This window comes from Kitasatospora sp. NPDC059722 (genome assembly GCF_042733235.1).
Lineage (GTDB): Bacteria > Actinomycetota > Actinomycetes > Streptomycetales > Streptomycetaceae > Kitasatospora.
Genome location: NZ_JBHWGD010000006.1, coordinates 61,168 through 80,657, shown reverse-complemented (window position 1 = coordinate 80,657; position 19,490 = coordinate 61,168). Strand labels below are relative to the sequence as shown.

At 75.0% G+C, this 19,490-nt stretch carries 21 protein-coding genes; 15 read left to right on the top strand and 6 right to left on the bottom strand.

Annotated elements, in window-relative coordinates; genetic code table 11:
- Positions 1–82: 82 nt before the first annotated feature.
- A complete protein-coding gene (locus tag ACFV4F_RS05560) occupies positions 83–460 on the bottom strand; it encodes a hypothetical protein (protein ID WP_380436359.1) in 378 nt (125 codons plus the stop codon).
- Positions 461–672: 212 nt separating this feature from the next.
- Here ACFV4F_RS05560 and ACFV4F_RS05555 point away from each other — a divergent pair, with 212 nt between their 5' ends.
- The 4 genes from ACFV4F_RS05555 to ACFV4F_RS05540 all read left to right on the top strand — a co-directional run bounded on the left by ACFV4F_RS05555 (position 673) and on the right by ACFV4F_RS05540 (position 3,436).
- On the top strand, positions 673–1,086 hold the full coding sequence (locus tag ACFV4F_RS05555; RefSeq protein WP_380494136.1) for a hypothetical protein: 414 nt from the start codon (positions 673–675) through the stop codon (positions 1,084–1,086).
- Positions 1,083–2,156, top strand: coding sequence for a polyprenyl synthetase family protein (locus tag ACFV4F_RS05550; RefSeq protein ID WP_380436355.1), 1,074 nt, complete (start codon positions 1,083–1,085; stop codon positions 2,154–2,156). Before ACFV4F_RS05555 ends, ACFV4F_RS05550 begins: the two co-directional genes overlap by 4 nt.
- A gap of 121 nt (positions 2,157–2,277) precedes the next feature.
- A complete protein-coding gene (locus tag ACFV4F_RS05545) occupies positions 2,278–2,934 on the top strand; it encodes an NADPH-dependent F420 reductase (RefSeq protein WP_380436353.1) in 657 nt (218 codons plus the stop codon).
- Between the two features lie 64 nt (positions 2,935–2,998).
- Positions 2,999–3,436: a YchJ family protein gene (locus tag ACFV4F_RS05540; protein WP_380500547.1), complete on the top strand. Its 438-nt coding sequence runs from the start codon at positions 2,999–3,001 to the stop codon at positions 3,434–3,436.
- A 35-nt stretch (positions 3,437–3,471) separates the two neighbouring features.
- Here ACFV4F_RS05540 and ACFV4F_RS05535 read toward each other — a convergent pair whose 3' ends face one another.
- Positions 3,472–4,530: a polysaccharide deacetylase family protein gene (locus ACFV4F_RS05535; RefSeq protein ID WP_380500546.1), complete on the bottom strand. Its 1,059-nt coding sequence runs from the start codon at positions 4,528–4,530 to the stop codon at positions 3,472–3,474.
- Positions 4,531–4,740: 210 nt separating this feature from the next.
- On the opposite strand from ACFV4F_RS05535, the gene ACFV4F_RS05530 reads away from it, so the two are divergent.
- On the top strand, positions 4,741–5,271 hold the full coding sequence (locus ACFV4F_RS05530; RefSeq protein WP_380500545.1) for a GNAT family N-acetyltransferase: 531 nt from the start codon (positions 4,741–4,743) through the stop codon (positions 5,269–5,271).
- Between the two features lie 12 nt (positions 5,272–5,283).
- Here ACFV4F_RS05530 and ACFV4F_RS05525 read toward each other — a convergent pair whose 3' ends face one another.
- Positions 5,284–6,180 (bottom strand): carbohydrate kinase, encoded by an 897-nt coding sequence (locus ACFV4F_RS05525; RefSeq protein ID WP_380500544.1) that lies wholly within the window; start codon positions 6,178–6,180, stop codon positions 5,284–5,286.
- 283 nt (positions 6,181–6,463) lie between these two features.
- Between ACFV4F_RS05525 and ACFV4F_RS05520 the strand changes: the two genes are divergently transcribed.
- From ACFV4F_RS05520 to ACFV4F_RS05500, 5 genes are all read left to right on the top strand, one after another.
- Complete coding sequence (locus ACFV4F_RS05520; RefSeq protein WP_380500543.1) at positions 6,464–7,993, top strand: M1 family metallopeptidase; 1,530 nt, start codon at positions 6,464–6,466, stop codon at positions 7,991–7,993.
- A 350-nt stretch (positions 7,994–8,343) separates the two neighbouring features.
- Positions 8,344–8,868 (top strand): SigE family RNA polymerase sigma factor, encoded by a 525-nt coding sequence (locus tag ACFV4F_RS05515; protein WP_380436341.1) that lies wholly within the window; start codon positions 8,344–8,346, stop codon positions 8,866–8,868.
- Positions 8,855–9,706, top strand: coding sequence for a hypothetical protein (locus ACFV4F_RS05510; RefSeq protein WP_380436339.1), 852 nt, complete (start codon positions 8,855–8,857; stop codon positions 9,704–9,706). The genes ACFV4F_RS05515 and ACFV4F_RS05510 overlap by 14 nt, the downstream gene beginning before the upstream one ends.
- Positions 9,707–9,753: 47 nt before the next feature.
- Positions 9,754–10,515 carry a L,D-transpeptidase family protein gene (locus ACFV4F_RS05505; RefSeq protein WP_380500542.1) on the top strand — a complete coding sequence of 254 codons (762 nt, stop codon included), beginning with the start codon at positions 9,754–9,756 and terminating at the stop codon, positions 10,513–10,515.
- A gap of 89 nt (positions 10,516–10,604) precedes the next feature.
- Positions 10,605–11,300, top strand: coding sequence for a hypothetical protein (locus ACFV4F_RS05500; protein WP_380500541.1), 696 nt, complete (start codon positions 10,605–10,607; stop codon positions 11,298–11,300).
- Between the two features lie 6 nt (positions 11,301–11,306).
- On the opposite strand, the gene ACFV4F_RS05495 is transcribed toward ACFV4F_RS05500, so the two are convergent.
- The gene (locus tag ACFV4F_RS05495; RefSeq protein WP_380436333.1) at positions 11,307–12,404 is read right to left on the bottom strand and encodes a chemotaxis protein; all 1,098 of its coding nucleotides are present in this window, start codon (positions 12,402–12,404) and stop codon (positions 11,307–11,309) included.
- Positions 12,405–12,671: 267 nt separating this feature from the next.
- Between ACFV4F_RS05495 and ACFV4F_RS05490 the strand changes: the two genes are divergently transcribed.
- A complete protein-coding gene (locus tag ACFV4F_RS05490) occupies positions 12,672–12,893 on the top strand; it encodes a hypothetical protein (protein ID WP_380500540.1) in 222 nt (73 codons plus the stop codon).
- An 18-nt stretch (positions 12,894–12,911) separates the two neighbouring features.
- On the opposite strand, the gene ACFV4F_RS05485 is transcribed toward ACFV4F_RS05490, so the two are convergent.
- Complete coding sequence (locus ACFV4F_RS05485; protein ID WP_380436329.1) at positions 12,912–14,510, bottom strand: sigma-70 family RNA polymerase sigma factor; 1,599 nt, start codon at positions 14,508–14,510, stop codon at positions 12,912–12,914.
- 151 nt (positions 14,511–14,661) lie between these two features.
- On the bottom strand, positions 14,662–15,651 hold the full coding sequence (locus tag ACFV4F_RS05480; protein ID WP_380500539.1) for a CAP domain-containing protein: 990 nt from the start codon (positions 15,649–15,651) through the stop codon (positions 14,662–14,664).
- A 246-nt stretch (positions 15,652–15,897) separates the two neighbouring features.
- Here ACFV4F_RS05480 and ACFV4F_RS05475 point away from each other — a divergent pair, with 246 nt between their 5' ends.
- From ACFV4F_RS05475 to ACFV4F_RS05460, 4 genes are all read left to right on the top strand, one after another.
- Positions 15,898–17,442: an ATP-dependent DNA ligase gene (locus ACFV4F_RS05475; protein WP_380436325.1), complete on the top strand. Its 1,545-nt coding sequence runs from the start codon at positions 15,898–15,900 to the stop codon at positions 17,440–17,442.
- 200 nt (positions 17,443–17,642) lie between these two features.
- A complete protein-coding gene (locus tag ACFV4F_RS05470) occupies positions 17,643–17,876 on the top strand; it encodes a ferredoxin (RefSeq protein WP_380436323.1) in 234 nt (77 codons plus the stop codon).
- Positions 17,877–17,942: 66 nt separating this feature from the next.
- Positions 17,943–19,157: a cytochrome P450 gene (locus ACFV4F_RS05465; protein WP_380500538.1), complete on the top strand. Its 1,215-nt coding sequence runs from the start codon at positions 17,943–17,945 to the stop codon at positions 19,155–19,157.
- Positions 19,158–19,270: 113 nt separating this feature from the next.
- A complete protein-coding gene (locus ACFV4F_RS05460; RefSeq protein ID WP_380436319.1) occupies positions 19,271–19,438 on the top strand; it encodes a hypothetical protein in 168 nt (55 codons plus the stop codon).
- Positions 19,439–19,490 lie beyond the last annotated feature (52 nt).

Sequence of the window (19,490 nt, the reverse complement as noted above, 5' to 3'; positions counted from 1 at the left end):
CACCACTGATCCCCGCACACGCCGAGGGCCCGCCGCAGCGTCTGCGGCGGGCCCTCGGCGTGTGCGGCGTCCTGTCGCGGCGTCAGCCCCGCAGGATCGCGGGCACGGCGGCGAACAGCGCGGCCGCCAGCGTCACGGACAGGCAGAGGGCAGCCCACCGGGCGCAGATCCGCCGGCACTCGCTGCGGTAGCGGGCGGCGAGCCGGCGGCAGCGGTCGACGGCACGGTCCACGACCTCCTCGGCGTAGCGCAGCCGGTCGGCGGCGTAGGCCCGCTCCAGGCTCTCGCGCTCGGCAGCCGGCAGCCAGGCGAACTGGCCGGCGAAGGCCCGGGCGTCCCGTTCGGCCGCGGCGACCTCCGCCTCCCAGGCCAGGAAGCCCTCCAGGCGGGCGATCTCCACGCGGGTGTCCACCTTCTGCCGCGGGGTCCGCGCCTTCGGCGGACGCTGTCTGCCACCCATTGACCGCTCCTTCGTGCCGTCGCCAGCTCCTTCGCAGCGAAACCACGCAACTACTATCAGTGACGAACGGAGGGTGCCGGGCGACTCGCCGAGCCCCGGGCGCCAAATGGGGCCGCGAACTCCGGACACGCTCCGCGCACGGGCGTGTACCATCGGCAAGCATTGCGACGGTGCACCCCGGGCTGGCCGGGGCACGAGCCAGGAGGTCGGCCATGCCCGATGCCGGTCGGTTCAGCGGGGCGGGCGAGCAGGGCGAGCGGGCGGTCTCGGAAGCCGCCGCCGTCCTGGAGCGCGAGTTGGCGGCCGGTCTGGCCGACGCCAAGGCGGCGGGCGAGCGCCTCGTCGACGAACACCGCGTCGACCAGGAGGAGTTCGGGCGGCTGGTGCGCCGGGTCTCGGACAACACCCACGAACTTATCGACGCCGTCAGCGCCCGGGTGCTGGGCAACACGGCCGGCGACGCCGCCGAGCACACGCGCAGGATCGCCGAGAACGCCCACGACATCGTCGACCTGCTGCTCAACCTCAGCCGCCTCGCGCCGGCCCTCGCCAACCAGGGCCTGAGCACCGCCTTCGGACCGCAGCGCACCGCCGCCGGGGAGCCCGACGAGCGGCCCGGGGAGTGACACCGCCCCGGCTCACGGGTGGCGCCGAACTGGTCGAACGGGTGCTGGCCCGCTACCGGGAGCGCACGGTGGCCGCACTGCTGCGGCACATCCCCGAGCAGAGTCCGCCCTACCTCTACGACCTGGCCGCCGACTACCCGGCCCGCCCCGGCAAGGGCCTGCGCGCGGCGCTGTGCCTCGCCACCTGCGCGGCCTTCGGCGGCGACCCGGGCCGCGCACTCAACCCGGCCGTCACCGTCGAGCTGTTCCACAACGCCTTCCTGATCCACGACGACATCCAGGACGGCAGCGAGCTGCGGCGCGGCGAACCCACCCTCCCGGCCGCGTACGGCGTCGAGGTCGCGCTCAACGTCGGCAACGCCACCCACCTGCTCGGCCTCCAGCGGCTGATGGCCAACCGGCGGGGGCTGGGGGGCGAGCTGGCCTGGCGGCTGTTCGAGGAGACCGAGCTCATGTGCCGCCAGTCGCTGGAGGGCCAGGCCCTGGAGATCGCCTGGATCCGCGACAACGCGTGCGCCCTCGTCCCCGGCGACTACTACCGGCTGTGCCTCAAGAAGACGTCCTGGTACACCTTCCTCTACCCGTGCCGCACGGGCCTGCTGGTCGCCGAGGGCCCCTCGGCGGACTCCGGCCGGCTGGACCGGTTCGGCTGGTACCTGGGCGCGGCCTACCAGATCCAGGACGACGTGCTGAACCTCGCCGGGACGCAGGAGGAGTACGGCAAGGAGATCGCCGGGGACCTCTGGGAGGGCAAGCGGACGCTGATGCTGATCCACCTCCTGGAGCGCTGCTCCCCCGCCGAACGCACCAGAGCCGAGCGGTACTTGAGCCGTACGAGGTCCCAGCGCGGCCCGGAGGCCGCCGAGGACGTGCGGTGGCTGCTCGACCGGCTCGCGGCGTACGAGTGCGTGGAGAGCGCGCGGCAGGCGGCGGCCGGGCTGGTCGCGGCGGCGGAACGGGAGATCGACGGGGTGCTCGGCGCGACCGACGCCTGCGGGGAGCAAGAGGCGGACGAGGCACGGGAGTTCCTCCTCGCGCTGCCGGGATTCGTGGTCGAGCGGGGACGCTGACGGCCTGCCCGCCACCGGGACCCGTTCGCCGGACGGTCCTTCGGGACTGAGCCCGGGTCAACTATCGTCGTCGCCGGCAACGCTCCACGAGGGCGCGTTTCACGGGAGATGCGGAGTAGCTGTGCGCATCGGAATCATCGGCACGGGCGTGGTCGGGCAGACGCTGGCGAGCAAGCTGGTGTCGCTCGGCCACGAGGTCACGCTGGGCTCGCGGACCAAGGACAACGAGAAGGGGCTGGCCTGGTCCGCCGCGGCGGGCCCGCACGGCCACTGCGGCACCTTCGCCGACGCGGCGGACTTCGGCGAGGTGGTGTTCAACGCCACCGGCGGCACGGTCGCGCTGTCGGCGCTGCGGGCGGCGGGGGCCGAGCGGCTGGCGGGCAAGCTGCTGATCGACGTGTCGAACCCGCTGGTGTTCTCCCCCGAGGGCGAGCTCACCCTCGACCCGGTGAACACCGACAGCGTCGGCGAGCGGATCCAGCGGGAGTTCCCGGCGGCCCGGGTGGTCAAGGCGCTCAACACGATGAACGTCGCCGTGATGGTCGACCCGGCCGTCCTGCCGGGCGAGCACAACCTGTTCGTCTCCGGGAACGACGACGCGGCCAAGGCCGAGGCGGTCGCGCTGCTCGGCGAGTTCGGCTGGCCGGCGGAGTGGATCATCGATCTCGGGGACATCAGCGGCGCCCGCGCGACCGAGATGATGATGCCGTTCTGGCTGCGGCTCTACCGCCACTTCGGCACCGGCGAGTTCAACTACTCGTTCAAGCGCAACGCGTAACGGCCGCCCGAGGGGCCCGGGGGCGGCGCGCGGGGAGCGGAGCGCACGGGGGACAATGGACCGCATGTCCCGACGTCGCCCCGCTCCCCGAGCCGCCGCCCCCGCGCCCCGGCTGCTGCCCTCCTCCCCGTGCCCGTGCGGCCTGTCCGCCTCCTACGGCGACTGCTGCGGCCGGATGCACCGCGGTGTGGCGGAGGCCCGCACGGCCGAGGCGCTGATGCGCTCCCGCTTCAGCGCCTTCGTCGTGCAGGACGAGGCGTACCTGCTGCGCAGCTGGCACCCGGACACCCGGCCGGACTCGGTGGACTTCGACCCGGCGCTGCGCTGGACCCGGCTGGAGGTCGGCGCCACCACCGAGGGCGGCGCGTTCCACTCCGAGGGCACCGTCGCGTTCCGCGCGTACTGGACGGAGGGCGACGAGGAGGGGGTGCTCAGCGAGAACAGCCGGTTCGTCCGGCACGAGGGCGCCTGGGTGTACCTCGACGCCCTCTCGCTCGGCTGAGACCGGCTGCCCGCTCCCGGCTCCCGCCCGCACGGCTACAGGTAGTCGTCCAGACGCCCGAGGGCGTAGCCCTGTGCCGTGACCTCGTTCAGGACCTTGCGGAGCAGGTCCGGCATCGTGGCCTTCCAGTCCTCGGTGCCCCGGAAGTGGGTGAGGATGATGTCGCCCGGGTGGAGCTTCTGGTCGTCGTAGCGCCACTCCATGTGGTCCGGGAAGGCCTCCTCGTTCCACAGCGGCACCGCCTGGACCCCGCACGACCCGGCCGCGCGCAGCGTGTCGTCGTTGTACTCGCCGTACGGCGGGCGGAACAGCCGGGGGCGGACGCCGATCTGCTGCTCCAGCTGGTCCTGCTGGGTGCAGATCTCGTAGCGCTGGGTCTCGTAGTCGTGGATCTTCAGGTTGCGGTGGTTGATGGTGTGGTTGTTGATCTCCACGCCCTGGGAGTGGAGGTCGCGGAAGTAGCCGTAGTTCTCTCGGGCGAGGTAGTCGGAGACGAAGGCGCTGAGCGGGATCCCGAGCTCGGCGGCCATCTTGTTGAACTGCGGGTCCTTCTCGGCGCCGTCGTCGACGGTCAGGAACACCACCTTGTCGTCGGTGGGGACGCGGAACACCACGGGCGGGCGGCCGTCCTTGAGCTTCACGCCCTGCATCGCACGCAGCCGGGGCCTGGCGGCCGGGGGCGGGGGCGCCTTCAGCGGCGGCTCGGCCAGGCCCCAGCGCTGGGCGGTCTCGAACGCCGCGCGGACGGCGGTCTCCTGGCGGGCGACGGCCTCGCTGCTGCTCTCCTCCTCCTTGCGGGCGAGGCCCGGCAGCATGGGCGGCGCGGCGGGCGGGCGGGCCCCCGCCCGGTCGACGGCGGGCTCCCCGGCGGCCGCCGCCTCCGCCTGGGCGGCCGGTGCGGCGCTCGGGGCGTTGGCGACCTCCGCGGCCTTGGCGGCGTTGGCGGCCTTGGCGGCCTTGGCGGCGCCGGCGGGTGCGGCCTTGGGCCCGGCGGGTCCGGACGGCCCGGCGCAGCCGGCGACGACGGCGGAGAGGCAGACGGTGGCCAGCAGACCGGTCCGCAGACCCCTCCGGGCCGGGTGACTGCCCTTCAAACCCCCATTAATGCGATGATCTGATGGTGCGTTCATAACGCCACTGCTCCCCCGGAGGGCACCCCCGTCAATCCCCCCGTCACCCGCACGGCAGAACGACCCGCCCGGGACCTTGCCCAAGCTTTGCCCTGCGCAGGACGGCCGGACGGCCCCGCACGCACCGCGAAAACCCTTTGCCGCCGGGCCACCCGCAAGGCGACCATGCGGGGTATGACCACCGGCACCACCGCACCCGGCCCGGCCTGGACCGTCGCCCCCGCCGACGTGACCACCGACGAGGCACTGGCCCTGCTGCGCGAGTACTACTACGACGTCGCCAACCGGTACGGCCGGCTGCACCACGGCGAGGACTTCGACACCGAGGTCCTGGAGGCCGGCCTGGCCGACACCCCCAGCGACGACCTCGCCGAGCCCACCGGCCTGTTCCTGATCGGCCGCTACGACGGCCGCGCCCAGTCCTGCGCCGGGCTGCGTCGCCTCGACGCCGCCACCGTCGAGCTCACCCGCGTCTACGTCCGCCCCGGCCTGCGCGGCACCGGCGGCGGCGCCCGCCTGCTCGCCGCCGTCGACTCCGCCGCCCGCGCCCTCGGCGCCGGGCGCATCGTCCTCGACACCCGCCTCGACCTCGTCGAGGCCCGCGCCCTCTACACCCGCCACGGCTACCGCGAGATCCCCGCCTACAGCACGGGCCCGTACGCCGAGGTCTGGTACGGCAAGGACCTCACCGAGGCGGCGCGGTAAGGCACTTGGGGCCTACCGGGCCAGCGCCTCGGCCAGCTCGGCGGACGAGGGCGGGTTCGCGCCGGGGCGCGAGACGGTGACGGCCGCGGCCGTCACCGCGTGCGCGAGGCAGACCGCGAGCGGGGCGCCGCCCGCGCGGGCGTGCAGGAAGGCTGCCATGAAGGAGTCCCCGGCGCCGACGGTGTCCGCGACCCGCACCGGGCGGGCGGCGACCTGCTCCCGGGCGCCGTCGGCGGTGAGCGCGACGGCGCCGGCCACCCCCAGCGTCACGGCGACGACGGCCGGGCCGAGCCCGAGCCAGTGCCGGGCGACGGACTCCGGATCCTCGTCCGGGTAGAGCCAGGCCAGGTCCTCGTCGCTGGCCTTGACCACGTGGCTGAGGGCCACGCAGCGCTCGACCCGGCGGACGGCCCCGGCCCGCTCGCCCATCAGCGCGGGCCGCACGTTCGGGTCGTAGCTGACGCTCGCCCGGCCGCGCAGGCGCTCGACGACCCCCAGCACGGCCGCCGCGCCCGGCTCGGTCACGGCCGCGATCGAGCCGATGTGCAGGTACCCGGGCGCGTCAGGCCCCAGGAGATCGACACCGTGGGGAGTTCCGAGCGTCCAGCCGATGTCGAAGGCGTACTGCGCGCGCCCCTCGCCGTCCAGCTCGACGACGGCCGAGGGCGTCCGCGCCACGGCCTCCGCGCGCACCGTCACCCCGGCCGCCTCCAGGTGCGCCCGGATCAGGCGCCCGTGGGCGTCGTCCGCGAGCTGTGTGAGGAGCGTCGCCGCCCGCCCCAGACGCGCCAGGCCGTACGCGACGTTCGCCGGGCTCCCGCCGGGGTGCACCCGGTCCGGTACGCCGTCGGCGCGGACGACGTCGGCGACGCACTCGCCGATCACCAGGAAGTTCGGGGACGTGGTCACAGCGGCTCCTGGCGGTCCGGCGCGGAAGGGGCGGACCGCAAGCCTACGGCTGTGGGCGGGCATGAGAGTACGGCCGCCGGACCTGGCCAGGTTCTCCGGCGGCCGTGGCCCCGCCCGTCAGGGGGCGGAACTCTTCGACCGTATGACGGAGGGCCACCGCGCCGCTACCGCAGTGCTCCGTCCGGGGGACGCGACCGTGTCGCGGTAAACCCGCCCGGGAGGCCGCGTCCGTCCACTACCATCCGTGCCCGGAACATCTCCCGTGCCGTCAACCCGGAGAGCGGTGGTCGCCCTGATCCCCCTGCGTCGGACCCGAGCCCGCGGCCGTGCCGGGCTCGCCCTGGTGCTCGCGCTCAGCGCGGCGCTGCTGACCACCGGCGGGCCCGCGGCCACCGCGGCGGACGGGCTGGGCGACCCCGTCTTCCCGTCGCTCGGCAACCTCGGCTACGACGCGCTCGCCTACCACCTCTCGTTCGCCTACCGGCCGGACACCCGCACCGTCGACGCCACCGCGGTGATCACCGCGCGGCCCTCCCGCGACCTGGCGAGCCTGGACCTCGACGCGCTCGGCCTCGACGTCCACGAGGTCCACGTGGACGGCCGGCCCGCCGCGTTCCGCACGCACGACGAGAAGCTCACCGTCACCCCGGGCCGGGCGCTGCGCCGTGGCACTACCGCGCGGGTGCGGGTCACGTACACCGCGGACCCGCACGCCAGGCTCCCCCACACCGGCTGGGTGCCGACCGCGAACGGCTTCGCCGTCGCCGGGCAACCCGCCAGTGCGCACACCGTCTTCCCGTCCAACGACCACCCCAGGGACAAGGCCCGCTTCACGATCGACGTCACCGCCCCGGACGGACTGCTCGGCGTCGCGAGCGGCGAGCTCACCCGGACCACGCCCCTGGGCGACGGCCGCACCACCCGGCGCTACGTCTCCCGCGAGCCGATGGCCACCGAGCTCGTGCAGGTCTCGGTCGGGGACTACACCGTCCGCGAGCGCACCGGCCCGCACGGCCTGCCGCTGCGCGACGTCGTGCCCACCGCGCGAGCCGCCGACCTAGAACCGGCCCTCGCGCTCACCGCCGACCAGCTCGCCTGGGCCGAACGGCACCTCGGGCCGTTCCCGTTCGAGGCGTACGGGATCCTGCCGGCCGACACCGACGACCCGGACGCGTTCGGCTTCACCGGCCTGGAGACCCAGACCCTGACGCTGTACAAGCCGAACTTCCTGCGCCAGCCCGAGGCGGCGATCGGCTCGCACATGATGCACGAACTGGTGCACTCCTGGTTCGGCGACAGCGTCTCCCCCGCCACCTGGGCGGACCTCTGGCTCAACGAGGGCCACGCCGACTACTACGGCCTGCTCTACCGCTACGAGCGCGGCTGGCCGGACGCGTGGGGCTACACCACCCTCGTCGACCGCATGCGCTACCTGTACGGCCTCGGCGACCAGTGGCGCCACGACGCCGGACCGGTCGCCTCACCCACCGCGGCCGACCTGTTCGACAGCCAGCGCTACACCGGCGGCGCACTCGTGCTCTTCGCGCTGCGCGAGCGCGTCGGCGAGGACGCCTTCGACGCGATCGAGCGCACCTTCCTCGCCCGCCACCGGTACGGCAACGCGACCACCGCCGACTACATCCGCACCGCCTCCGAGGTCTCCGGGCAGGACCTCACCGCCTTCCTCACCGACTGGCTCTACGGCCACCGCACCCCACCCATGCCGGGCCACCCGGACTGGACGGTCGGCGCGCAGCCGGTGGCGGCCCGCGGGGCGGCCGGGCCCGTGGAGCACGGCTCCGGCACACTCTGACGGCGGGGCCGATCCCGTACGCCCCGGTCCGGTACGCCCCGATCGCGCCCGGCCCGTGCGTCCGGGCGCCCCGTGCGCGCCCCTGCGCCGCACGGGACGGGCGGCGCATCGTGGTGCCACGGCCCGCCCGCCGCCCGGCTCAGTCCCGGCCGGCTCGCGGGCCGTCCAGCGTTCGGGCCGGGCCGGGCCGCGGCCGTCCGCCGGGGCCCGGGAAAATATCCCCGGAACGGAGACAACCCGAACCGCGGGCCACCGCGTTCCACCTGCCGTGAGGACAACACCACGCACGCGGCCGACCGGGCCGCCACGGCGGACGGGAACGACGGGAACACCATGGCAGGGGCGGCGGGATGAGGGACGCGACACCGGACTTCGAGGAGTTCGTCGCCGCCTGCGGCCCGAAGCTGCTGCGCACGGCCTGGCTCCTGACCGGCGACCCGCACCAGGCCGAGGACCTGCTGCAGACCGCGCTCGCCAAGGTCTGGCCCAAGTGGGACCGGATCTCGATCGAGCACCCCGAGGCGTACGTGCGGAAGGTCCTGGTGAACTCGCACGTCTCCTGGTGGCGCCGCCGCTGGACCGGCGAACTCCCGCACGAGGAGCTGCCCGAGCCGCCGGTGCAGCGGGCCGACCCCTTCGAGGACGTCGTGCTCAGCCAGGTGGTGGCCACCGCCGTCCGGGCGCTGCCGCCACGGCAACGGGCCGTGGTGGTGCTGCGCTTCTTCGAGGACCTGAGCATCGAGGAGACGGCCGACGTGCTGCGCTGCACGACCGGCACCGTCAAGAGCCAGACGCACCGGGCGCTCGCCTCGCTGCGCGGCAAACTGCCGGTCAGGGAACTGATGTTGGACGGGGGACGGCGTGACGGGAACTGACTTCACCGACCCGGACCGGCCGGACGGACCCGGCGGCGCCGACACCGGGGAGGAGCAGGAGCTGCGGATCCTCCTCCAGCAGGCCGCGCCGCACCTCGCCGCGCCCGAGGACCGCATCCAGCGGATCCTCGACCGCGCCGACCGCACCCGGCGTCGCCGGCGGGCCGCCGGACTGGGCGCCGGGCTCACCGGCGGACTGCTCGCCGCCGTGCTGGCCGCCGCCCCGGCGATCGCGCCCTCGGGCCCCCACTCGGGCCCGCTGGGGGCCGCAGGGGCCCCGGTGCCCGCACCGAGCACGGCCGCGCCCTCGCCCTCCCCCGCGCCCGAAGGCCCGGACGCCGTGGGGCCGTTGGGGCCGGCGATCTCGTTCAGGTCGGTTCCGGAGATGGTCGTCAACGTGCCCAAGGGCTGGTTCACCCAGGACAGCGGCGGGTCCAGCCCCCAGCGCAGCATCGGCACCCTCGCCAATCAGGAGCTCATCCCCCTGTCCAGCTGCCCCGCGCAGCAGTCGATCTGCTTCCCGGTCGGGAAGCTGTACGCCGGCGGAGTCGTCCTGACCTTCCGGCTCGTCGACGACGCCGGCACGTTCTACAGGTACGTGGGCCAGTCCGGCCCGGGCGAGGTCACCGCCGTGGGCAAGGAGTGCGCGAGTGCCGGAGGCAGCGACCAGCTGGTCGGCTACCGGACCGTCGGGACCGGTGCGACCTCGACGCTGGTCGAGCTGACCGCGTGCTTCCGGGGGCCGTCCCTGATCGCCGCCCAGCAGGTGGCGCAGGTGCTGGAGTCGATCCGCTCCGCGGAGCGGAACAGCCCTGCCGCCAAGGACTCGGTCGGCTGACCTCCGCCGCCCCTGCCCTCCGTACTCCTTCCGAAAGCCGAACCGCCATGTCCCTACCCCGTTGTGCCCTCGTCGGGCTGGGCGCGCTGCTCCTGGTGAGCTGCGCGCCCGGCCCGGCCGCTTCGCCCGCCACCTCCGTCAGCGCCGCACCGACCGCCCCACCGGCGACCGCTCCGGCCGTCACACCCGCCTCCGCGGGCCGCCCCGCACCGCCCGAACTTCCCACCCAACTCCCCGGAGTGGGACCACAGTTGCTCGCCGATGTCCCCGCCGGGACCAGGCAGGCCCTGGTCGTCACCGGCGACGGCGCCGACCTCTCGACCGGGCGGGCCACGCTCTACCGCGACGACGGCTCCGGCTGGCTCGCCGGACCGACCTGGCCCACCCGCAACGGCAACCGCGGCTGGAGCGCCGACCACCGCCTGGGCGATCTGCGCTCCCCCGTGGGCGTGTTCACCCTCACCGCCGCCGGCGGCAGGCTGCCCGATCCGGGATCCCGCCTGCCGTACGACCACGACGGGGGATTCACCGTCTCGGGCACGGGCTTCGAGGGCGAACCGCTCGCGGGCTCCTTCGACTACGTCGTCGCGATCGACTACAACCGCGTCCCCGGCTCGACCCCGCTCGACCCGCACCGCCCGAACGGCAGCGGCCGCGGCGGCGGCATCTGGCTCCACGTCGACCACGGCGGCCCGACCCACGGCTGCGTCGGCCTGCGCGTCGACGACATGCGCGAGCTGCTCCGCGCGCTCGACCCGGCGCTGCACCCGGTGGTCGTCATGGGCGACGCGGCGGCGCTGGCGCGGTGAGCTGTCCATCCCCTCTCTTCCAGATTCGGCGATCGGCCGGGGAAGAACAAGACTGCAATTTCCGGGCGGAGAGGGGGACCCTGGCACCCATGACCTCTTCTCTCCCGGACACCGGGACCAGCAGAGACTCCCTCCCCTCGACTTCCGCGTCCCTGGCCCACGTCCGCTGGATCGCCGGCGGCACCGGCAGCGGCAAGAGCACCCTGGCCCGCCTGCTCGCCGCCCGCCACGGTCTCCCGGTGTACGACGGCGACCTCGCGGAGCACCGGTGGCTGACGCTCTGCACGCCGGAGCAGCACCCGTACCTCTCCGCCCTGCGCGACCTGCCGCCGGGTGCGATGTGGGACGGCCGCACGGCGGACGAGGTGCTGCGCGCGATGCCGAGCATGCACGGGGAGATGCTCGGCTTCGTCGTCGACGACCTCCTCGCCATGCCCACCGACCGGATCGTCCTGGTCGACTACTTCGGGATCCTGCCCGCCGACCTCGCGCCGCTGCTGGGCCGGCCGGGCCAGGCCGTCTTCCTCCTGCCGACCGCGGAGTTCCGGCGGGACGTGCTCCGCGCGCGCTACGCGGATCCGCAGCGCGCGCGGGCCACGTGGGGCGGCCGCGACCCCTCGGCGGTGCTCGCCGGGCGGCTCGCGCGCGACGTCCTCTGGGACGCGGAGGTCCGTGCCCAGGCCGCCGGCCACCGGCTCGACGTCCTGACCGTCGACGGCGCCACGCCGGCCGCCGACCTGGCCGACCGGGTGGCCGCCCGCTTCGGCCTGGACCCCGGGGCGTAGCGGGCGTCAGTACCGCAGGACGGCCGCGATGTGGTCGCGCGAGGCGAGCTCGCCGGACGGGACGAACTGCACGCGGGCGCCGGTGTCGAGGGCGCGCTCGACGATCTCGTCGACCATGTCCACGCGCACGTCCGGCCCGCCGTCGTCGGTGGGCACCAGGTGGGTGTCCGTCACCCGGACGGGCTGCCAGTAGTCCTCCTCCACCGCGACGACGGCGGCCCGGCCCTGCGTGACGTTCTGCCAGACCTCGTCGATGCCGGCGGCCAGGCCCTTCACGCCCTGGGCCTGGCTGAGGCGCTCCTGGACCTCGGCGACGGCCTTGCGGCCCTGGTCGGCCACCGTCGCCCGGACCGCCTCGGCCACCGCGGCCGGGGAGGCGTGGCCGAGTCCGCCGCGCGCGACCTGGGCGGAGGCGCGCTTGGCCGCCGTGCCGACGTCGTCGAGCAGGGAGATCGCCGCCGCCTCGCCGAGCACGTAGAGCGGGCGGGCGTCGGCCTCCAGGACGGCGGCCAGGGCGGTGTCGGCCGAGCGCAGGAACCTGCGGGTCTCCTCGTCGGTGAAGGTGCTCGGCACGTTGCCGATCCGCTCCGTGCGCTCGACGTCCCAGTCCGGCCGGACCTGGTCGACCGGGAACCCGCCGTCGTGCGGCACCAGCTTCGGCCCGGAGCCGCTGAACAGGGCGGCCCGGTCGGCGGAGACGGTGAGCACCCAGTAGGGCGCGCCGGAGACGTACGCGGCGACCAGGTTGCGGGTCAGGAAGGTGTCCGAGACGACGACCCGGGCCGGCACCGAGCGCGGGAGCGACCACACCTGGTGCTCGCCGGGCGCCGCGAAGATCACCAGGCCGTCCTCGGCGTGCACGAGGTCGACCTCCGCGAGCGCGCGGTCCAGCTGCTCGACGACGTCCAGCCGGTCCGCCCGGCTGACCGCCTCGTCGGCCTGCAGCCTGGCCTTCGCCTCGGCGACGAGGTTGCGCAGGCGCACCGGGTCCTGGGTGTTGTCGGGCTCGCTGCGGTGGGTCGGCAGCAGGACGGAGACGGCCGGGTAGCGCCGGGGGCGGCGCAGCTCGGCGAGGACGGCGGAGGTGAGCTCGGCTGCGTGCATCGGGTGCCCTTCGTGTCGCGGGGGTGGCGGGGCCTGGGACGGTCGGCGAACCCGGCCGGAAGGGAGGGGCGGAAAGATCGATTTGCCGGATTCGTTCCGGAACCCCTCCCCATCCCACCCCGCTCCTAAGCCCCCCGCCACCGGAACGCCCGCGCGCCGGGCCCGTAGCCCGCGCGCCAGGCCCCCGACCCGCGCGCCCGGCCCGCGCCCCCTGCCCCGTGACCCGCGCGGTGCGGGCTCGTTAGCCCGGGCATGAAGAAGCGCAGCATGCTTGCCGTGGCCTCGCTCGCCGTCGGCGTCGTCGCCTCCCTGACCGCCCCGAGCGCACACGCCAGCGCCGTGGGCGGGCAAGAGGGGCTGCCCGCGCCGCTCGGCTCGACGGCCGACCTGGCGCCGGGGCAGGTCGGCGACGCCGGTGGCGTGGTCGGGCACGCCACCGGCTACGTGACCGGGCAGGCGGACGGGCTCGTCCCGGTCACGTCGGCGTAGTCGGGGCGGCGGCCCGGCTCAGGAGAGCGGGGCGCCGAGGTCCTGGGCCCAGTAGGTGCCGGCCGGCCCGGCGGCGACGCCGACGCCGACGTCCTTGAAGCCGCAGTCCAGCAGGTTGGACTGGTGGATGCCGCCGTCCATCCAGTGCGAGACGACGGCCGAGGGGTTGGTCGTACCGCGGTCGAGGTTCTCGCCCCACTGGGACCAGCGGTAGCCGGCCGCGGTGATCCGGGCGTCGGGGTGGACGCCGTCGGGGTTGACGTGGTCGAAGAAGTTGCGGGCGACCATGTCGTCGGCGTGCTTCTGGGCGGCGCCGTGCAGCCGCGGGTCGATCCGCAGTGGGGCGCAACCGGCCTTCGCCCGTTCGGCGTTCACCAGGTCGACGAGCTGGCGCTCCAGGCTGGGCGGGGCGGTCGCCCTGGACGCGGTGGGCGACGGGGTCGGCGTGGGCGTGGCCGTGGGGGTGTCGGTCGGGCTCGGGGTCGGCGTCGGCGTGGGAGTGTCGGTCACGGCCGCCGGGGCCGGTACCGGGAGGGCGAGCGGCGTCCAGGTCGGGGTGTCGGGCGCGGCGGCCGGGGTGGTCGGCTCCGGTGCCGCCTCCAGCGGCTTCTCGGCGGGGGCCGGCCAGACCAGGGCGAGCGTCGTGACCGCCACGGCGGCCGCCGCACCGCTCACCAGGACGGCCTTCTTGGCGGCGAGCGCGGCCCAGCCGCCGTGCGAGCCGGCCCCGGTGGCGCCCGCGGTGCCCGCCGCGCCGCCGGCTCCGCCCGCGCCGGTGGCGCCAGTCCCCGCCGCGGAGGCGACCGCGGCCGCGGTGACCTTGAAGTGCAGCAGCACCGGCGACCCCATCGGGATCGGCACCAGCGCCAGCCCGGCGAGCAGCCCCTCCGCCGGGAAGAGGTCGCGGCCCAGCCGGTCGCAGGTGGCGCAGCCGCGGATGTGCCGGGCTATGCGCTTGCGCCACACCGAGTTCGGCGTCCCGTCGAAGCCGGCGGTGACCTCGGCGAGCTCCGGACAGCGCGGGTAGGCACCGAGCGCCCGGACGACCACGCGGCCGGACTCCAGCTGCTTCTTCATCCGCTGCACCCGGACGGCGGTGTGCTGCGGGCTGAGGTCGAGCGACTCGGCGAGTTCGGCGCGGGTCAGCTCGCCGTTCGCCTCCAGCCACCACAGGGAGAGCAGTTCGCGGTCGTCCGGGTCGAGCCAGCGGGTCGCCTCCGCGACCTCCCGGCGCTGGCCGGAGAGGCCGAGCCGCAGGATGGTGAGGTCGGTGAAGTCCGCGCGGGGGTCGGCGACTTCCCACGTCTCGTCGAGGCCGCCGACGGTCGGCTGCTGCTGGCCGGCGGCGTGCCGGCGGCGGACCTGGTTCATCGTGATCGCGACCAGCCAGGAGCGGAACGACGACGGGTCGCGCAGCCCCTCCAGGCCGTCCAGGGCGCGGATCATCGTCTCCTGCGCGACGTCGTCGACGTCGGCGTGCCCGCCGAGCGCGCGCCCGGCCACGTTGTAGACGAGCGGCAGCCAGGCGGCGACCAGCGCCTCCTGGGCCTGCCGGTCGCCCGCCTGGGCGGCGCGCACCAGGGTCGTCCCGGTGCCGCGCACGTCTGTGTTGCGCACGTCAGCGTTCTGCACGTCAGCGTTCATCGTCCGCACTCCGTCTTGCCGTCTTCCGCCCGCCGATGCCTCCTCGGAGACCCCTGGGGAGTGATCAGATAACAACAATTTGCGCGGAATCGGAAAACGGGCCGGTGACGGGCCCGCGGCGGGGTCACGCCGGGGCGGCGAACACCTGGGTCCACCACGGGCCGCCGGAGCCGGTCCGGACGCCCACGCCGAGCTGCTTGAAGGCGCAGTTGAGGATGTTGGCGCGGTGGCCGGGGCTGTTCATCCAGGCGTCCATGACGGCGGCCGGGTCCTTCTGGCCGCGGGCGATGTTCTCGCCCCAGGTGCTCCAGCGGTAGCCGGTCGCCTCGATGCGGTGGTCGGCGTGGTAGCCCTCGGGGCTGGCGTGGTCGAAGTAGTTGCGGTCGGCCATGTCGTCGCTGTGCGACTGGGCGGCGGTGGCCAGGCGGGGCTCGGCCGCGACCGGGTCGCAGCCGGCCTTGGCCCGCTCGGCGTTGACGAGGTCGACGACCTGCTGGGCGTACGAGGGGGACGCGCCGCCGCCGACCGGGGTGGGCGCGGACGTCGCCGCGGGGGCGCTCCCCGTGGCGGTGCGCTGGGCGGTGGTGGGCTTGGCGGTCGGGGTCGGCTTGGTGGTGGCGGTGGCGGTCGGGGTGGGCGTCGCGGAAGCGGAAGCCGTGGCGGTGGCGGTCGCGGTGGCGGAGGCGGTGGCGGTGGGCGACGGGGTGCCCGGGTCGGTGGCGGACAGGTTGACGGGCGACTGCGGCGTACCGGGCACGAGGGCCGGCCCCCCGCCGGCCCCGGGCACCTGGATGCCCTCGTGGGTGCCGGCCTCGGCGGCCATCAGCGCGTCCAGTGCCACCGCCTGCCCCGGGTCCCGGTCGGACTGCTTGCCCGCGTACGCCGCGTACCCGGCGCCCGCCAGCGCCGCGAGCAGGCCCGTCCCGGCCACCGCGACGACGACCGTCGACACCGGGACGAACGCGCCGCGCCTGCGGCCCCGCCTGCCGCGCCCTTCGTGGCGATCGGTGTGCCGCTCGGCTGCCCGGCGCGCGGCACGCCCTCCGGAACGGCCGCCCGCGCCGTCGGCCGATCCGGTCGCCGGGAGGATGGTCGTCCTGTCTTCGCTGTTCACCTGGCCACGCTTTCTGTCCGGGTCGGCGGTCGGGTGCCGACACCTGGGAGACCCTCCGGCGCGCCGCCGATAACAAAAATTCCGAACGAATGTCCGGCGGACCGGTCACGGACCCCGCCGCGGGGACCGGGCACCGTCCGGACGGTGCCCCCGTGCCGTGTCTCCGTGCCGCGTCTCCCGGCGGGCGCTGCGGAGGCCCGACAGGGATTCTGGAGGTGTCCGAAGCCGTCCGCCCGAGGAGGTGCCATGGCCCTGCGCGAGCTCGCCCTCACCTCCCGGGCCGTCGCCGCCGAGTCCGGCCGCAAGGCGAAGACCGCGCTGCTCGCCGCGTGCCTGCGGGAGTTGGGACCGGACGAGGCACCGGCGGCCGTGGCACTCCTGTCGGGCGAGTCGCAGCGGCTGCGCACCGGCGTCGGGTACGCGGGCCTGCGCGACCTTCCGCCGCCCGCCGACGGGCCCGGCGAGCTCGGCGTGCGGGAGGTCGAGCGGGAGCTGGAGCGGATCGCCGCGGTGCACGGGGCCGGGGCGCAGGGCGAGCGGCGGCGGCTGCTGACGGAGCTGTTCGGCCGGGCGACCGAGGTCGAGCAGGGGTTCCTGCGGGCCGTGCTGGTCGGCGAGTTGCGCCAGGGCGCGCTGGACGCGGTGGTCGGGGACGCCGTCGCGCAGGCGGCCGGGGTGCCGGTCGCGGCGGTGCGGCGGGCGCTGATGTTCCGCGGCTCGGCCCGGGCGGTGGCCGCGGCGGCGCTGACCGGCGGGGTGCCCGCGCTGGCCGCGTTCCGGCTGGAGGTGGGACGCGCGGTGCGGCCGATGCTGGCCGCGTCCGCACCCGACGTGGCCTCGGCGCTGGAGCGCACCGGCCCGGCGGCGCTGGAGTGGAAGCTGGACGGCATCCGGGTCCAGGTGCACCGGGACGGCGGGGACGTCGCCGTGTTCACCCGCAGCCTGGACGACATCACCGCGCGCGTGCCCGAGGTGGCCGAGGCGGCGCTCGCGCTGCCGCTGCGCTCGGCCGTGCTGGACGGCGAGGCGATCGCGCTCGGGCCGGACGGCCGCCCGCGCCCGTTCCAGGAGACCGCGGCGCGGACCGCCACCCGCCGGGACCCGGACCGGCTGCGGGCCGAAGTGCCGCTCAGCGCCTACTTCTTCGACCTCCTGCACCACGACGGCGAGGACCTCGTCGACCGCCCCGGCGGCGAGCGCTGGGCGGCGCTGGCCGACGTGGTGCCGCCCGGCCTGCGGGTGGCACGCACGGAGACCGGGGACCGCGCCGAGGCGCTGGCGTTCTTCCGCGACACGCTGGCCCTCGGCCACGAGGGCGTGCTGGTCAAGGACCCCGCGGCCGGGTACGCGGCCGGCCGGCGCGGCGCGGGCTGGATCAAGGTGAAGCCCCGGCACACCCTGGACCTCGTGGTGCTGGCCGCCGAGTGGGGCAGCGGCCGGCGCCGCGGCCGGCTCAGCAACCTGCACCTGGGCGCCCGGGCGGCGGGCGAGCCCGGGCTCGGCCCGTGGGTGATGCTCGGCAAGACGTTCAAGGGCCTCACCGACGAGACGCTGGCCTGGCAGACCGCCGAACTCCTCGCCCGGGAGACCGGCCGGGACGACCGGACCGTGCGGGTCCGGCCGGAACTCGTCGTGGAGATCGCCTTCGACGGCGTCCAGCGCAGCCCCCGCTACCCCGCCGGGCTGGCCCTGCGCTTCGCCCGGGTGGTGCGCTACCGGCCGGACAAGGACCCGGCCGAGGCCGACACGGTCGCCGCCGTCCGGGAGATCGCGGCCGCCGAAGGGCTGTGAGCGGGGTCGCGCCGAACCACCCTTGACAAACTGACGTCAAATCAAACCTCGTGCTGCCAAAGGTCGTTCCGTCCCGGACCGAATCGGCCAATCTGCGCAAACCCGCCACGACACCCTCCGGGTGCGCCGCACCACCGGGTTAGGTTGGCAATGCCCAGGTTGGCATTGCCAACGAGCAACGAGTGCAGGAGGGAACGCCCATGAAGGTGAGCCTCGACCGGGACCGCTGCTGCAGCTCCGGCCTGTGCGTCTCGAACGCCCCGGAGATCTTCGACCAGGACGACCACGACAGTCTGGTGAGACTGCGCCGGACGACCTTCCAGCCGAGCGAGTACCCCGACCTCAGACTCGCCGCCGAACTCTGCCCGTGCGGCGCGATCACCGTCACCGAGGACACCGCCCCGGCCGACGGACCCGCCGCGACCGGCCGTTAGCCCAGCGCCTGCGCTCCACCCGACCCCACCCGGGAGATCCCCACCGCGACGCCGAGGAGTACCGCCTTGACGACCACGCCCGCGCCCACCACCCCGGTGCTGCCCGCCCCGCACGACATGCGCTGCCCGTTCAGCCCGCCGCCCGCCTACACCGACGCCGCCCGCACCGGCTCCGTCAGCCGCGCCGCCCTGCCCGACGGCACCCCCATCTGGCTCGTGACCGGCTACGCCGAGGTGCGCACCGTCCTGTCCGACCAGCGCTTCAGCGCCGACGCCCGCCACCCCGCCTTCCCCCTGTTCGCCCCCGACCGGCGTGAACTCATCGCCGAGAACCCGGCGTTCATCCGGCTCGACGACCCCGAACACGCCCGGCTGCGCCGCATGGTCACCGGGGACTTCCTGGTCAAGCGGGTCGAGGCGATGCGGCCCGAGATCCAGCAGATCGTCGACGACGCCCTCGACCGGATGACCGACGGCGTCACCGAGGCCGACCTGGTCGGCGCGTTCGCCCTCCCGGTCCCGTCGCTGGTGATCTGCCTCCTGCTCGGGGTCCCCTACGAGGACCGGGAGATGTTCCAGGCCCTTAGCGCCACGCTGCTCAACACCTCCGCCCCCAAGAAGGAGGTCGCCCGGGCCAACGACGAGATCCTCGACTACCTCGGCGGACTCGCCGCCCACAAGAAGGAGCACCCGGCCGAGGACATCCTCAGCCGCCTCGCCGCCCGGGACGACCTCACCCTGCGCGAGATCGCCTCCACCGGCGTGCTGCTCCTGATCGCCGGCCACGAGACCACCGCCAACATGATCGGGCTGTCCACCGTGCTGCTGCTCCGGCAGCCCGAGCGGATCGCGAAGCTCGCCGACCCGGCCGCCGTGCCCGGCGCGGTCGAGGAACTGCTGCGCCACACCACGATCGTCCACACCGGCCTGCCGCGCGTGGCCGTCGAGGACATCGAGCTGGACGGCACGCTCATCCGGGCCGGGGACGGCGTCTTCGCGATGCTGTCCACCGCCAACCGGGACGAGGGCATGTTCGGCGGCCCCGACCGCACCTCGCCCGACGACGTCGACCTCGACCGCGACGCCCGGCGCCACCTGGCCTTCGGCTTCGGCGTGCACCAGTGCCTCGGCCAGCCGCTGGCCCGGGCCGAGCTGCAGATCGCGCTCGCCACCCTGTTCCGCCGACTGCCCGGCCTGCGGCTCGCGGTGCCCGAGGACGAGTTGCGGTTCCGCTCCGAGAACATCATCTACGGACTGAAGTCGCTGCCCGTCACCTGGTGACCCGGCTGGCCCCCGGGCCGGGGCGGGGGCAGGCTGGAAGGGCGAACGACAGACCCGGCCTGCCGCGCCCCGTCGAGGCGTGCCCGGACCGGCCGAGGAGACGGAGCCCGCAGATGACCGACATGAGCGACCGGGCCCACGTGAGCACCGAGACCGACGAGGACGTCCGCGCCGCGGACCCCGAGGAGGGCGTCACCTCGATGCAGAACCTTCACGCGCAGGACGAGTCCCGGGCGGAAGGCGAACCCATGCTGGACGAGAACGGTACGAGCAGCAGCTGACCAGCTGACGGACGAGGGCGTGTCTTCCGGTCCGAGCCGGAAGACGCGCCCT